Source organism: Micromonospora sp. WMMC264 (genome assembly GCF_027497275.1).
In the GTDB taxonomy this organism is placed as follows: Bacteria; Actinomycetota; Actinomycetes; order Mycobacteriales; family Micromonosporaceae; genus Micromonospora; species Micromonospora chalcea.
Map to the genome: position 1 here is coordinate 6,693,047 of NZ_CP114907.1, position 14,249 is coordinate 6,707,295.

At 73.7% G+C, this 14,249-nt stretch carries 11 protein-coding genes; 5 read left to right on the forward strand and 6 right to left on the reverse strand.

The features are described from left to right. Positions 1-108: 108 nt before the first annotated feature. The 4 genes from galT to O7542_RS30050 all read right to left on the reverse strand — a co-directional run bounded on the left by galT (position 109) and on the right by O7542_RS30050 (position 5,345). Positions 109-1,182 carry a galactose-1-phosphate uridylyltransferase gene (gene galT / locus O7542_RS30035; protein ID WP_043328374.1) on the reverse strand — a complete coding sequence of 358 codons (1,074 nt, stop codon included), beginning with the start codon at positions 1,180-1,182 and terminating at the stop codon, positions 109-111. Continuing rightward, positions 1,179-1,967, reverse strand: coding sequence for a DeoR/GlpR family DNA-binding transcription regulator (locus O7542_RS30040; RefSeq protein ID WP_043328376.1), 789 nt, complete (start codon positions 1,965-1,967; stop codon positions 1,179-1,181). Before O7542_RS30040 ends, galT begins: the two co-directional genes overlap by 4 nt. A gap of 170 nt (positions 1,968-2,137) precedes the next feature. Next, entirely contained in the window at positions 2,138-3,667 is a 1,530-nt protein-coding gene (cysC, locus tag O7542_RS30045) for an adenylyl-sulfate kinase (RefSeq protein ID WP_281605519.1), read from the reverse strand. A 130-nt stretch (positions 3,668-3,797) separates the two neighbouring features. Further along, positions 3,798-5,345, reverse strand: coding sequence for a glycosyltransferase family 2 protein (locus tag O7542_RS30050; protein WP_069088265.1), 1,548 nt, complete (start codon positions 5,343-5,345; stop codon positions 3,798-3,800). A gap of 152 nt (positions 5,346-5,497) precedes the next feature. Between O7542_RS30050 and O7542_RS30055 the strand changes: the two genes are divergently transcribed. The 5 genes from O7542_RS30055 (at position 5,498) to O7542_RS30075 (ending at position 9,539) form a co-directional block, all read left to right on the forward strand. Continuing rightward, entirely contained in the window at positions 5,498-6,412 is a 915-nt protein-coding gene (locus tag O7542_RS30055) for an ABC transporter ATP-binding protein (protein ID WP_064448851.1), read from the forward strand. Further along, positions 6,405-7,283, forward strand: coding sequence for an ABC transporter permease subunit (locus tag O7542_RS30060; protein ID WP_043328381.1), 879 nt, complete (start codon positions 6,405-6,407; stop codon positions 7,281-7,283). The genes O7542_RS30055 and O7542_RS30060 overlap by 8 nt, the downstream gene beginning before the upstream one ends. Further along, positions 7,280-8,239: an ABC transporter ATP-binding protein gene (locus O7542_RS30065; protein WP_069088263.1), complete on the forward strand. Its 960-nt coding sequence runs from the start codon at positions 7,280-7,282 to the stop codon at positions 8,237-8,239. The genes O7542_RS30060 and O7542_RS30065 overlap by 4 nt, the downstream gene beginning before the upstream one ends. Continuing rightward, the gene (locus O7542_RS30070; protein WP_064448849.1) at positions 8,239-8,949 is read left to right on the forward strand and encodes an ABC transporter permease; all 711 of its coding nucleotides are present in this window, start codon (positions 8,239-8,241) and stop codon (positions 8,947-8,949) included. Before O7542_RS30065 ends, O7542_RS30070 begins: the two co-directional genes overlap by 1 nt. Positions 8,950-9,101: 152 nt before the next feature. Beyond that, the gene (locus tag O7542_RS30075) at positions 9,102-9,539 is read left to right on the forward strand and encodes a hypothetical protein (protein ID WP_176722806.1); all 438 of its coding nucleotides are present in this window, start codon (positions 9,102-9,104) and stop codon (positions 9,537-9,539) included. A 109-nt stretch (positions 9,540-9,648) separates the two neighbouring features. Here the strand turns inward: O7542_RS30075 and valS are convergent, their stop codons facing one another. Both valS and O7542_RS30085 read right to left on the reverse strand, forming a co-directional pair. After that, positions 9,649-12,213 carry a valine--tRNA ligase gene (gene valS, locus O7542_RS30080; RefSeq protein ID WP_281605520.1) on the reverse strand — a complete coding sequence of 855 codons (2,565 nt, stop codon included), beginning with the start codon at positions 12,211-12,213 and terminating at the stop codon, positions 9,649-9,651. A 152-nt stretch (positions 12,214-12,365) separates the two neighbouring features. Then, positions 12,366-14,198: an ABC transporter ATP-binding protein gene (locus tag O7542_RS30085; protein WP_205797832.1), complete on the reverse strand. Its 1,833-nt coding sequence runs from the start codon at positions 14,196-14,198 to the stop codon at positions 12,366-12,368. Between the last annotated feature and the right edge of the window lie 51 nt (positions 14,199-14,249).

Consider the following 14,249-nt stretch of genomic DNA (forward strand, 5'->3'; position numbering starts at 1 on the left):
TCCCTGCGGGGGGTCCTGTCCCGGGCCCCCCGCGCCCCCGCGCCCGGGCCGCGGTTGTTAAGAAGGGGCCCTTTCTCTACCGCAGGCGTTAACAAGGGGCCCTTCCTTTCATGCGGCGCGCAGCAGCTCGGCGGCTCGCTCGGGGGCGATGTCGTTGATGAACACCCCCATGCCGGACTCCGACCCGGCCAGGTACTTCAGCTTGTCCTTGGCCCGCCGGATGCTGAACAGCTGCAGGTGCAGGTGGCCCAGCTCCCTGTCGATCCGTACCGGCGCCTGGTGCCAGGCCGCGATGTACGGCATCGGCAGGTCGAACAGCCCGTCGAAGCGACGCAGCAGGTCCAGGTATAGCGGCCCGAACGCGTCCCGCTCGGCGTCGTCGAGCGCCGGGATGTCCGGCACCGGCCGGTGCGGCGCCACGTGCACCTCGAACGGCCAGCGCGCCGCCGCCGGGACGTACGCGGTCCAGTGCTCGTTGCTCGTCACCACCCGTTCCCCGGAGGCGCGTTCGGCGGCCAGCACGTCGGCGTACAGGTTGCCGCCGGTGCGCTCGGCGTGCCGCCGGGCGGCGGCCAGCATGTCGCGGGTGCGCGGCGTGACGAACGGGTACGCGTAGATCTGCCCGTGCGGGTGGTGCAGCGTCACCCCGATCTCCACGCCCCGGTTCTCGAACGGGAAGACCTGCTCCACGCCGGGCAGCGCGCTCAGCGCTTCGGTGCGGTCGGCGAGCGCGTCCAGCACGGTCCGCACCCGGTGCGGGGGGAGCCGGGCGAACGAGGCGTTGTGGTCGTCGGTGAAGCAGACCACCTCGCACCTGCCGAGGCCGGGCCGTACCGGGGTGAACGGCGTGATCTCGGCCGGTTCGTCGGCGACCCGCTGGCTCAGTGACGGGAACCGGTTCTCGAACACGACGACGTCGTAGTCGGGCGCCGGGATCTCGCTGTGCCGGTCGCCCCGGGACGGGCACAGCGGGCACTGGTCGGCCGGGGGCAGGAACGTGCGGGTCTGCCGGTGCACCGCGACCGCCACCCACTCGTCGGTCAGCGGGTCGTACCGCAGCTGCGAGGCGGGCGGGGGAGGGGGCAGGTCCCGCCGGTCCGGCTGGTCCCGGACCGCGTCGTCCCGCTCGTCGAAGTAGATCAGCTCGCGGCCGTCGGCCAGCGCGATCTGCGTACGCTTCACTGCGCCCCCCTCTGCGCGGGCACCGTCACCAGCTCGCCCACCCTGTCGTCGAGTACCCGTCGTGCCTCGGGCGCCAACCGGTCGTCGGTGACCAGCACGTCCGCCGCGTCCAGCGGCACTATCGACGAGATGCCGACGGTGCCCCACTTGGTGTGGTCGGCCAGCACCACGAGCCGGTCCGCGGCGGCCACGAGCGCCCGGTTCGTGTCCGCCTCCATCAGATTGGGCGTGGTGAACCCGGCCCGTTCGCTGATGCCGTGCACGCCGAGAAAGAGCACGTCCAGGTGGAGCGCGGCGATCGCGGCCACGGCGAGCGGCCCGACGAGCGCGTCCGACGGCGTGCGTACCCCGCCGGTGAGCACCACTGTCTGGTCGGGCCGGCCGCCGACGTGCAGCGCCTCCGCCACCGGCAGCGAGTTGGTGACCACCGTGAGGCCGGGCACGTCGACAAGTCGCCGGGCCAGCTCGGCGGTGGTGGTGCCGGCGGAGAGCGCGATGGCGGCGCCGGGCCGGACCAGCCCTGCGGCGTGGTCGGCGATCGCCGCCTTCTCGGCGGACTGGCGGTCGGCCTTGGCGCGGAAGCCGGGCTCGTCGGTCGAGCCGGGACCGGCGGGCGTCGCGCCGCCGTGCACCTTGGCGAGCAGGCCCTGCTCGTGCAGCGTGTCCAGGTCGCGGCGGATGGTCATGTCGGACACGCCGAACTCGGCGGCCAGTTCGGTGACCCGGACGCCGCCGGCGAGACGCAGTCGTTCCAGGATCGCCGTCTGCCGCTGCCGCGCCAGCATCCCGGCCCACCTCCGAGCGTCACCGACCGCGATGCTCACGCGGTCGAACGTGTTCCAACAAAGGCGAACACTACCGCGCAGCGAGGGGCGATGCGAAACCGCCGTCGTCCGTAAGGCCGGACGACGGCGGCGAGGTGCTCGCAGGCCGGACGCGTCCGGCGGCCGAAAGGTCAGGCGGGCTGGAGGCGGGGCTCCACCCAGCCGGTCTCGGTGAGGTGTTCCATCACCTTCCCGATGGCCTCCTCGACGCTGATGTCCGAGGTGTCCACCACGAGATCGGCGTCGGTGGGCTCCTCGTACGGGTCGTCGATGCCGGTCATCCCGGTGAGCAGGCCGGCCCGGGCGCGGGCGTACAGGCCCTTGCGGTCGCGCTGCTCACAGACCTCAAGCGGCGTCGCCACGTGGACCAGCAGGAAGCCCGCGCCGGCCGCCTCGGCCATCTCCCGCGCGGTGGCGCGGGCCGCCGCGTACGGCGCGATCGGGCAGCAGATGCCGACCCCGCGGTGCCGGGCGATCTCGGCGGCCACCCAGCCGATCCGGCGCACGTTGAGATCGCGGTCGGACTTGCTGAACCCGAGCCCGGCGGACAGCTCCCGCCGCACCACGTCGCCGTCGAGCAGCGTGATCGTGCGGTCGCCCTGCTCACGGAGCACGTCGGCCAGGCCCCGGGCGATCGTCGACTTGCCCGAGCCGGACAGCCCGGTCAGGAAGATCACCAGTCCCCGGTACCGCCGCGGCGGGCGGGCCCGGACCAGTTCCTTCGCCACCGCCGGCGGGGTGTGCCACTCGGGCAGCGGGAAGCCCCGGTCCAGCAGGTCGTCGATCTCCTCCACGCTCAGCGCCAGCCGGCGGTTGCGCGGCGGGATGTCCTCCCGCCAGCGCCACTGCCCGTCCCGGTTGTCGTAGGCCAGCTCGCGGGGCACCAGCACACGCAGGCCGGCGCCGGAGAGCATGCCCTCGGTGGAGAGCAGGTGGGTCACGCCGTACGCGGCGGCGACCCGGGCCCGCAGCAGCGCGTCGCTGATCTCGTCACGCCGGCGGGCCAGCGGCACCGCCACCAGCGTCGCCGGGGGCATCCGGTCGCGGGCGGCGAACACGGTACGCACCAGCGCCTCGGACGGCAGGCCACCGGTCGACCCCTCGCCCACCGGGATCAGCACCAGCAGGTGCGCGCCGAGCGTGCGGGCCGCGTGCGCGATCTGCGCCAGTTGCGGGCGGTGCAGCGGACGGTCGGCGAAGACCCCGAGCACCCGGCCCGGCGGCAGCAGGCCGCGTACCTCGTCGGGGCCGCGCCGCAGGCGCTGGAACGGTCCGTGGCCGCCGTCGCCCAGGCGGCGCACCGTGCCACCGACGCCCACCAGGCCCTCGCGGCCCGGCCAGACGTCCGTCACGTCCATCGCCGCGACCGGCGCGCCCTCGCCGTCGGTGAGCACCACCGCCCGGTGGGCCGGGTCCGCCGGGTCGAGCCCGTCGGCCAGCGCGGCCGGCACCTGGAGCGTCACCGGCACCGGCCACGGGGTGCCGTCGGCCAGCCGGCCGCGCCGGCTCAGCGAGGTCAGGTCGGCCCGGCTCATGAAACCGGTGAGCGGCGCGTACGCCCCGCTCAGCAACAACTGGAGATCGGCCAGCTCAGCGGGTCTGGGCGCGTACGACGGCGCATCCCGCAGAACGTCCTCGGGCAGCAGCCACCCGTTGCTCATCGAACCCCCAACTCACCGGCCGGCACACAGTTTCGCAGCCCACCGGCGATCGGTCGAGAGCGCCACCCGGCCTCCCGGTAATCGCGCGTTCCGGCGATCGTGCCGAGGACGAACCGGGGTCTTCGAATCCTTACCGCCGGGCCGCCGCCGGTCGATCGTGCGAACGGCTGCCGGCGCGCGCCGTCCGGCCGAGCGCGCGATCCCGGATCCGCCGGACCGCCCGCCGGATCCGGGCGCGGAGCCGGCGCGGATCCTCCACCCGGGGCGGCCCGCCGTCGGCCGCGCAGCGCACCACGAGCGGCAGGTTCGCGTCCAGCGCCCACCCGGCCTGAATCACCCGGGCCCGGACCTCCCAGGTGCCCCGGGTCCGGCCGCCGTCGAGCGCCGCGAAGTCGACGGTGGCGGTGCTGCGGTGACAGACCCGGCCGTCGGCGGCCGGCTCGGTGGTGGCGTCGACCGGCAGGAAGAACTCCTCCCGGGTCTCCCGGCGGCGGATCACCACGTCGGTCCTCGCCCCGCCGGCCCGCATCACGACACCGTCCGGCGCGGCCCCGGCCACCGGGAGCACCGGCAGCCCTCGGTCGTCGAAGCGCAGCGGCTCGTCCCCGGCGCGCAGGTGGGCGGAGACGGCGACGGTCAGCGTCCGTCCCTCCACCTGCCACCGGTCGACGGCGGCGTGCGCCCGGACGCTCACGTCCCACTCCGCCAGCCGGCGCAGGTCGGCCATCCGCCCCTGCGCGGCGAGATGCGCGATCACCTGGTACATCGGCGGCACCCCGGCGATCGCCTCGGGTGCGACACGCTCCTTCACGAGCTGTCCCACCTCGTCCGCCACCTGCCCGGCCCAGGGCTCCGGCGCGCTCAGCAGCGCCTGCCCGCGCAGCCGGTTCAGCATCTCCTTGCGCAGCCAGCGCCGGTGCAGCCGCAGGCGGGCCGCGGCCGGTGGGCGGTGGGCGTCCACGATGTCCATCGCGGCCCGCAGCGCCGCGTAGTACTCCGCCGGGTCCATCCGGGTGGCGGTGACGTTGCCCGCGTCCTCGCGGCGGGCGTGGTGGTAGCAGGGGTGGTCGGCCAGCACGCAGATCCGCTCGGCGAGCAGGTAGGCCGCCGCCATCAGCCGGTGGTCCTCCAGGCGTCGCGGGTGGCCCTCCGGGAAGCGCAGCCCGTGCCGGTCGAGGAAGGACCGCCGGAACAGCTTGTGACAGGTCATGCTGTCGGCCAGCGGCGCGTTCGCCAGGGTGGCGTCGAACCGGTTCTCCCGGAACAGCTCCCGCGGTACGCCCCGCCGGTGCCCGATCATCCGTCCGACGACGATGTCCGCGTCGTGTGCCCGGGCGCAGGAGTGCAGGCGGGCCAGCGCCTCGTCGCCGAACCAGTCGTCGTCGTCGGCGAAGAAGACGTACTCGCCGCGTGCCTGCTCCAGCCCCTGGTTGCGCGGGCGCGACGGCCAGCCCGAGTGCGGCAGGCGCAGCACCCGCACGTGCGGGTCGGCAGCGGCCAGCTCGTCCAGGCGCTGCGGCGTCCCGTCGGTCGACCCGTCGTCGGCGAAGATCACCTCGTATCCGCCGGGCGGCAGCCCCTGCCGCGACAGCGACGCGACGAGCGGATCGAGGTGGGCACCGCAGTTGTACGTGGGCACCACCACGCTCACCGCCGGCCGGTCCGTACCGTCGCTCATGACGCCCCCCGTCGAGTCGCCTCACACGGTGGCAGCTTCCCCGCGACGCCGCTACCCCGTCGGTCACCTAGGGGGCCCGGAGCCGAGGGATCAGGGGATCGCCCGGGTCAGGACGGGCTCCGGCGCGGCCCCGGAGTTCTACGCTGAACGGCGTGACACTGCTCGCGACCGAGTCGCTGACCAAGACGTACGGAGGCCGGGTCACCGCGTTGACCGACCTCACCGTATCGGTCGAGCCGGGGATCATCGGGCTGGTGGGCGCGAACGGCGCCGGCAAGTCCACTCTGATCAAGATCCTGCTGGGTCTGCTCCCGCCGACCAGCGGCCGGGTACAGGTGCTCGGCCTCGACCCGACCACCGACCCGGCCGCGGTCCGCGCCCGGGTCGGATACATGCCCGAGCACGACGCCCTCCCGCCCGACCTGTCCGCCGCCGAGCTGGTCACCCACCTGGGCCGGATCAGCGGACTGCCGCGCACCGTCGCCCGGGAACGGGCCTCCGAGGCGCTGCGCCACGTCGGTCTGCACGAGGAGCGGCACCGGGCCGTCGGTGGCTACTCCACCGGTATGAAGCAGCGGGTCAAGCTCGCCCAGGCGCTCGTACACGATCCCGATCTGCTGCTGCTCGACGAGCCGACGAACGGCCTCGACCCGGCCGGCCGGGACGCCATGCTCGCGCTGATCCACCGGATCGGCACCGAGTTCGGCATCTCGGTGGTGGTCTGCTCGCACCTGCTCGGCGAGGTGGAGCGGATCTGCGACACGCTCGTCGCCATCGACGGCGGCCGGCTGCTGCGCGCCGACCGGGTGTCCGCCATGACCACCGCCACCGACGTGCTCGCCGTCGAGGTGAGCGAGGGCACCGACGACCTGGCCGCCCGGCTCGCCGCGCTCGACCTGCCGGTGACCCGCGACGGGCGGCTGCTGCTCGTCCCGCTCGCCGACGACGCCACCTACGACCAGATCCTCGGCGCGGTCGCCGAGCTGGACCTGCCGCTGCACCGGCTGGACCAGCGGCGGCACCGGGTGGCCGAACTCTTCGCCGCGAGGGAGCCCAGCCATGTCTGACGCGACCGGGGTCATCCACGACATCGGCTACCAGCGCTACACCGGCCCGCGGCTCGGCCGCCGGCAGGTCTTCGGCGCGCTCTACCTGCACGGCGTGCGTACCGTCTTCGGGCTGGGCCGCAGCGCCAAGGCCAAGATCTTCCCGTGGCTGGTCGTCTCCGTGGTGACCGTGGTGGCCGCCGGGGTCACCGCGGTGCGCAGCCAGATCGGCGAGGTGGTGATGACGTACGCCCAGTTCGCCGACGCGATGAGCTGGCTGGTCATCTTCTTCGCCGCGGTGGCCGCGCCCGAGCTGGTCTCCCGCGACCTGCGCAGCGGCGTGCTGCCGCTGTACTTCTCCCGGCCGCTGCCGCGCGGCGACTACGCGCTGTCCAAGCTGCTGGCGCTTGTCACCGCGCTGTGGCTGCTGCTCGGCGGCCCGCAGCTGGTGATGTTCCTCGGCGCCGCGTTCACCACGAACCGGGGCGTACGCGGGGTGTGGGACGAACTGCTCGACCTGCTGCCCGGGCTGCTCTACGCCGGGCTCTGGGCGGTGGTGTTCGCCTCGATCGCGCTGCTCGTCGCCTCGCTGACCGGCAAGCGCGCGTTCGCGGCCGGCGGCATCGTGGCGGTCTTCCTGATGACCACGCCGGTCGTCGGCGTGCTGTCCATCCTGCCCTCGCGGACGATCAACGAGCTGGCCTTCGTCGCCTCCCCGCCGACGCTCGTCGGCGGCGTGGGCAACTGGGCGCTCGGCGACCGGCTGACCCAGGGACGGGGCGGCATGCCGATCGGCGACTTCGGGCCGGTCTACGCCGCGGTCGCCGTGCTGCTGGTCGCCGCCTGCGTCAGCCTGCTGCTCCTGCGATACCGGAAGGTGGCCGCCCGATGACGGCGATCAGCACCCAGTCGACGGCCGGCGCGCCCGCCACCGCGACGAGCACGCTCGACCTGGCCGGTGTCTCCCGCTGGTACGGCAACGTGGTGGCGGTCAACGACGTCACCATGCGGCTCGGCCCCGGCGTGACCGGCCTGCTCGGCCCCAACGGCGCCGGCAAGACCACGCTGCTGCACATGATGGCGGGCTTCCTGTCGCCGTCGCGCGGCACCGTGACGCTGGACGGGGAGCCGACCTGGCGCAACCCCGGCGTCTACCGGCGGCTCGGCCTGGTCAGCGAGCGCGAGGCGGTGCACACGTTCCTCAGCGCGTACGAGTTCGTGCTGGCCAGCGCGAAGCTGCACCGGCTGCCCGACCCGGAGGCCGCCACGAAGCGGGCGATCGAGCTGGTCGAGATGGAGGACGCGCAGACCCGCCGGATCGGCACCTACTCCAAGGGCATGCGGCAGCGCACCCGGGTCGCCGCCGCGCTGGTGCACGACCCGCAGGTGCTGCTGCTCGACGAGCCGTTCAACGGGATGGACCCGCGCCAGCGGCTGCACATGATGGCGCTGCTGCACCGGCTCGGCGACGCGGGACGGACCATCCTGTTCAGCTCGCACATCCTGGAGGAGGTCGAGCAGGTCTCCGGCACCGTCCAGGTGATGGTCGCCGGCCGGCTGGCCGCCTCCGGCGACTACCGGACCATCCGCCGCCTGATGACCAACCGGCCGCACGTGTTCGCGGTCCGCTCGACCGACGACCGCGCCCTGGCGGTGGCGCTGATGGCCGAGGCGTCGGTCTCCGGCGTCGAGCTGGGCCGCACCGGCCTGACCGTCAAGGCCGGCGACTATGGCGCGTTCACCCGGGCCCTGCCCCGGATCGCGCTCCGGCACGGCATCCGGGTCCGGCAGCTCCTGCCGGAGGACGAGTCGCTGGAGAGCGTCTTCTCGTATCTGGTGGAGGCATGATGTCGACAGTCACCTGGATCACCGCGCGCGGCCTGTTCGGCCGGAGCCGGTTCCTCATGCTGCTGCCGTTGCCGCTGATCCTGATCGGCCTGGCGGTGCTCTGCCGGTCGCTCGGCGTCGACCCCGGCCAGTGGGGCCCGCCGGTGCTCGTCGGCCTCGGCCTGGCGGTGGTGCTGCCGGTGGTGGCGCTGATCGTGGGCACCGGCGTGCTCGGCGCGGAGATCGACGACGGCACCGTCGTGCACATCCTCACCAAGCCGCTGCCGCGCTGGCAGATCGTGCTGCCGAAGCTGGCGGTCGCGGCCGGCGTCACGGCGGTCACCGTCGGTGTCCCGATCTACGTCGCGGGCGTGCTCGCCGATTCGGTACGCCTCGGACTCGCCCTGGTCGCCGCCTCGGCGGCGGGCGCGCTGGCGTACTCGGCGCTGTTCCTGGCGCTGAGCCTGGTGACCCGGCGGCCGGTGCTGCTCGGCCTGGTCTACGTGCTGATCTGGGAAGGCCTGCTGGGCCGGTTCGTCAGCGGCACCCGGGTGCTGTCGATCCAGCAGTGGGTGATCGCCCTGGCCGACCGGATGGCGCCGACGCCGCTGCTCGGCACCAGTGTCTCGGTGCCGGTCGCGGCGGTGCTCACCGCGCTGGTGGCGGTCGGGTTCACCGTGCTGGCGATCGACCGCCTGCGCTCGTTCAGCGTGGCCGGCGAGACGAGCTGAGCCCGCAGGGCGGGACCCGTTTTCCGGCGTTCGCGACGGAAAACGGGTTCCGCCCTGCCGTGTCCGGTCTGCTAGTTTGCGGCGGCTACGAACACCGACACGGGGAGAACACTGTGCGTTCAGCTCGCTTCGCCCTGCTCGCTCCGGCCGCGGTGGCGATGATCGTCATGTCCGGCTGCGGCGACGACGAGGACACCCCCTCGGCCGGGTCGGCGGCGCCCTCCGCCCCGGCCGCCACGTCCGTGCCGCCGGTGACGCCGGCCCCGGTGGGCCTCGACGAGGCCACCCGGAAGACCTGCACGACGGCGGAGAAGGACATCACGGCCGCCCTGAAGGAGGTGGCCGAGGCGGAGAAGATCGGCCCGCCGGCCGGTCACTCGGCGGTCAGCGCGCAGTACTCGGCGGGCGCGGCCACGCTCTACACGCACGCCTTCACCAACAGCGACGAGGTGAACAGCGCGGTGAAGGGCGTCGCGACCGAGATGAGCGACCTCGCCGACGCCTGGGCCAAGGCGCCGGGCAAGGCGCCGAGCAGGGCGGATCTCACCGCCGCCCGGGACAAGCTCAAGGCGGCCTGCGCGGCCGACTGAGGCATGCACCGCCGCGGGCCGGTCCGGCCGGCCCTTCGGGTGTTAAGAAGGGCCGCTTCTACAACGCCAGGCGTTAAGAAGGGGCCCTTCCTTACATCGCCGGCGGCGCTCAGAACGCGCAGGCGATGACCAGTTCGGTGGTGCGATCCGGCAGCAGGTCCAGCTTCGCGATCCGGCCCGCCGCGCGCAGGTCGTCGGCGACCGTGCCGAGCTGGTCCAGCACCGCCGCCGGTCCGAGCGCCTCGGCCAGCGGCACGTCCGCCTTCATCGACAGCTTGCGTTCCGACTTGGCGCGGCGCACCTGACCCAGCGCGTCCGCGGCCAGCCGCAGCAGCTCCGGGTCGCCCGGCGCCTGCGTCGCGCGGCCCACCTCGTACGTGGTCGGCCAGGGCGCGCGGTGCACCGACCCGTACCGCCACCATGACCAGACCTCCTCGGTGACGAACGGCAGCACCGGCGCGAACAGCCGCAACTGCACCGACAACGCGGTCGCCAGCGCCGCCCGGGCCGAGTCGGCCGCCGGCCCGGTGCCGTAGGCGCGCTCCTTCACCAACTCGATGTAGTCGTCGCAGAACCGCCAGAAGAACGCCTCCGTGGCCATCAGGGCGGCCGTGTGGTCGTACCCGTCGAAGGCGGTGGTCGCGGTCGCGACCACGCCGGACAGTTCGGCGAGCATCGCGGTGTCCAGCGGTTGGGTCGCCGCGGCCCGCAGCGCGTCGGCGGCGCCCAGCCCGAGCGCGAACCGCGACGCGTTGAGCAGCTTGGTGGCCAGCCGCCGGCCCACCTTGACCTGGGCCGGGTCGAAGGCGAGGTCCATGCCCGGCTTGCCGTTGGCGGCCCAGTAGCGGACCGCGTCGGAGCCGTTCTGTTCCAGCAGCGCCATCGGCGTGACCACGTTGCCCTTGGACTTCGACATCTTCTTGCGGTCCGGGTCGAGGATCCAGCCGGAGAGCACAGCGGTGTGCCAGGGCAGCGCACCGTGCTCCAGGTGGGACCGGGCGACGGTGGCGAACAGCCAGGTCCGGATGATGTCGTGCCCCTGCGGGCGCAGGTCCATCGGGAAGACCCTGGCGAACAGGTCCGGGTCGGTCTCCCAGCCGCCGACGATCTGCGGGGTCAGCGACGAGGTGGCCCAGGTGTCCAGCACGTCCGGGTCGCCGGTGAAACCGCCCGGCACGCCGCGCTGCGACTCCTCGTATCCGGGCGGCGGTTCGCTGCTCGGGTCGATCGGGAGCGTCGCCTCGTCCGGTGTGAGAGGGTGGGTCCAGTCCGGCTCGCCAGTGTCGTCGAGCCGGTACCACACCGGCACCGGCACGCCGAAGAACCGCTGCCGGCTGACCAGCCAGTCACCGGTGAGGCCGCCCACCCAGTGTTCGTAGCGGTGCCGCATGTGCTCCGGCACCCAGCGCAGCTCCCGACCCCGGGCCAGCAGCTCCTCGCGCAGGCCGGCGTCCCGGCCGCCGTTGCGCAGATACCACTGCCGGGTCGAGACGATCTCCAGCGGCCGGTCGCCGCGCTCGTAGAACTTCACCGGGTGCGTGATCGGGCGCGGCTCGCCGACCAGATCACCCGCGTCGGCCAGCAGCTCCACCAGCGTCCGCCGGGCGCCGTTCACCGTCTGCCCGGCCAGCGCCGCGTAGGGCGCCGCCGGCACGCCGGCCGGCGGCTCCGGCAGCAGCCGCCCGTCCCGGCCGATCACCACGCGGGTGTCCAGCCGCAGCTCACGCCACCAGGTCACGTCGGTCAGGTCACCGAACGTGCAGACCATCGCGATGCCCGTGCCCTTGGCCGGGTCCGCCAGCGGATGCGCGCGCACCGGCACCTCGACCCCGAACACCGGGGTACGCGCGGACGCGCCGACCAGGTCCGCGTACCGCTCGTCGTCGGGGTGGCAGACCAGCGCCACGCACGCCGGCAGCAGCTCCGGCCGGGTGGTGTCGATCAGCACCTCGCGGCCGTCCGGGCCGGTGAACCGCAGCCGGTGGTACGCGCCGGGCCGCTCCCGGTCCTCCAGCTCCGCCTGCGCCACGGCGGTGCCGTACCCGACGTCCCACAGCGTCGGCGCCTCCGCCTGGTACGCCTCACCCCGAGCCAGGTTCCGCAGGAACGCACGCTGGCTCGCGGCGCGGGCCGCCGACCCGATCGTGGTGTACGTCAGCGACCAGTCCACGGACAGCCCGAGCCGCCGCCACAGCGCCTCGAACGCCTTCTCGTCCTCCACGGTGAGCAGTTCGCACAGCTCGATGAAGTTACGCCGGGAGATCGCCGTCGGGTTCTTCCGGGCCGCGTCGTCCACCGGCGCGGACGGCGGCCGCCAGTTGCTGTCGTACGGCAGCGCCGGGTCGGGACGCACGCCGTACACGTTCTGCACCCGGCGTTCGGTGGGCAGCCCGTTGTCGTCCCAGCCCATCGGGTAGAAGACCGTGCGCCCGCGCATCCGCTGGAACCGGGCCACCGTGTCGGTGTGCGTGTACGAGAAGACGTGCCCCATGTGCAGTTCGCCCGACACGGTCGGCGGGGGAGTGTCGATCGCGTATACGTCCGACCGCTCCTTCGTACGGTCGAACGCGTACGTGCCGTCGGACTGCCAGCGGCGGGCCCAGGTCTCCTCGAGGCCGTCCAGGCTCGGACGCTCGGGGACGCCGCCGCGGGCGCTGATCGTCGTGTCGGTCATCAGCCGATGGTAGGCAGCCCGGTTGCCGCACTCCACGACTTTCCCCACCCCGCGCGTCCTCGCCGATCTTGCGCTTGCCGCCCCGGCACAAGCCGCTTTTCGGGCATCCCTCGGGCCGCAAGTGCAAGATCAACGAGGGTCGGAGGAGCGAGCTAGAGGAGCGAGTCGCGCCACTGGCGGTGCAGGGCGGCGTAGCGGCCGTCGGCGGCGATCAGCTCGGCCGGTGGGCCGTCCTCCACGATCCGGCCGTCGTCGAGCACCAGCACCCGGTCCGCCGTCTCCACGGTGGAGAGACGATGGGCGATCACCAAGGCGGTGCGGTCGCGCAGCACGTTGTGCAGGGCCCGCTGCACCAACCGCTCGGTCGGCACGTCCAGCGACGAGGTCGCCTCGTCCAGGATCAGCACCCGCGGGTCGGCGAGGAACGCCCGGGCGAACGCGACGAGCTGCCGCTGCCCGGCGGAGAGCCGGCCGCCGCGCCGGTGTACGTCCGTGGCGTACCCGTCGGGCAGCGCGGCGATGAAGTCGTGCGCGCCGATCGCCCGCGCCGCCGCGACCACCGCCTCGTCGTCCGCGTCCGGCCGCCCGAACCTGATGTTGTCGGCCACGGAGCCGCTGAACAGGTGGGTCTCCTGGGTCACCAGCACCACCGCCCGGCGCAGTTCGGCGTCGGCCAGGTCACGCAGGTTCACCCCGTCCAGGTCGACAGCGCCCGCGTCCGGGTCGTGGAACCGGGCCAGCAGCTTCGCGACTGTGGACTTGCCGGCGCCGGTCGGCCCGATCAGCGCCACTGTCTGCCCGGGCGGCACGGTCAGGTCCAGGCCGGACAGGATCGGCGTCTGCCGTCGGTAGCCGAAGTCGACGGCGCGGAACGTCACCGCCCCGCGCGGCGGCCCGGCCGGCAGCGGGACCGGATCCGCCGGTTCGGCCACCGCCGGACGCTCGTCCAGCACCCCGGCCAGCTTCTCCAACGCGGCGGTCGCCGACTGGAGCGCGTTGTAGAACTGGCTCAGCTCCTCCATCGGCTCGAAGAACCGGCGCAGGTAGAGCAGGAACGCGGCGAGCACGCCCACCTCCACGCCGCCGCCCAGCACCCGCCAGCCGCCGTACCCGAGCACCACCGCCGTGGTCAGGTTGCCGATCAGCCGGATGCCCGGCGAGTAGATCGCGATCAGCCGGAACGCGCGCAGGCTGGAGCGCCGGTAGTCGTCGTTCACGGCGGCGAAGATGCGCTCGTTGCGCTCCTCCCGCCGGTACGCCTGCACCGCCCGGATCCCGCGCAGCGACTCCACGAAGTGCACGATGACCAGCGCCACCGCCTCCCGGGTACGCCGGTACGCGCCCGCCGACGCGCGCGCGAACCAGCGTGACAGCAGGAACAGGAACGGGAACGCGAGCAGCGTCACCGCCGCCAGCGGCAGGTCCAGCCAGAGCAGGATGCCCGCCACCGACAGCACCGACAGCCCGGCCATCACCAGCTTGTCGATGCCGCCGTCGACCAGTTCGGCGATCGACTCCAGGTCGCTCGTCAGCCGGGACACCATCCGCCCGGAGGTGTAGCGCTCGTGGAAACCGACGTCGAGGCGGAGGAAGTGCCCGTACACCCGTCGGCGCAGGTCCAGCAGGACGGCCTGGCCGATCCGGGCGGCGAGGGTGAGGAACGCGCGCCGGGCCGCGTACTCGACGGCTGTCGCCACCACGAACGCGGCGGCGACAGCGATCAGCGGGCCGGGATCACCGGCCCGCAGTGGCCCGATGCCCCGGTCGATGCCGAGCATGACCAGGTACGGGCCGGACATCGCGGCGGCGTTCTGGGCCAGCAGAAGCGCCACCGCCAGCCCGAGCGCACGCCGGTGCGGGCGCAGCAGTTGCCGCAGCAGGAGCCGGCTGCGGGCGCGGAGCCGGGCCACCGCCGCCGGGGAGGAGTCCTCGGCGCGGCTGCGGTCGGCGTCCGGGTCGGTGGCCCGGCCGCGCCAGCGGGACAGGTCGTCGCGTCCGCCGGTGCGGTTCGCGTCGTCGTGGCGTGGGCCGGCTGC

What these genes read in the sequence shown, in the direction of transcription:
- O7542_RS30040 (WP_043328376.1), bottom strand. Translation starts at nt 1,967, where the DNA reads ATGCTGGCGCGGCAGCGGCAGACGGCGATCCTGGAACGACTGCGTCTC.
- cysC (WP_281605519.1), bottom strand. Translation starts at nt 3,667, where the DNA reads ATGAGCAACGGGTGGCTGCTGCCCGAGGACGTTCTGCGGGATGCGCCG.
- O7542_RS30050 (WP_069088265.1), bottom strand. Translation starts at nt 5,345, where the DNA reads ATGAGCGACGGTACGGACCGGCCGGCGGTGAGCGTGGTGGTGCCCACG.
- O7542_RS30060 (WP_043328381.1), top strand. Translation starts at nt 6,405, where the DNA reads ATGTCTGACGCGACCGGGGTCATCCACGACATCGGCTACCAGCGCTAC.
- O7542_RS30065 (WP_069088263.1), top strand. Translation starts at nt 7,280, where the DNA reads ATGACGGCGATCAGCACCCAGTCGACGGCCGGCGCGCCCGCCACCGCG.
- O7542_RS30070 (WP_064448849.1), top strand. Translation starts at nt 8,239, where the DNA reads ATGTCGACAGTCACCTGGATCACCGCGCGCGGCCTGTTCGGCCGGAGC.
- valS (WP_281605520.1), bottom strand. Translation starts at nt 12,213, where the DNA reads ATGACCGACACGACGATCAGCGCCCGCGGCGGCGTCCCCGAGCGTCCG.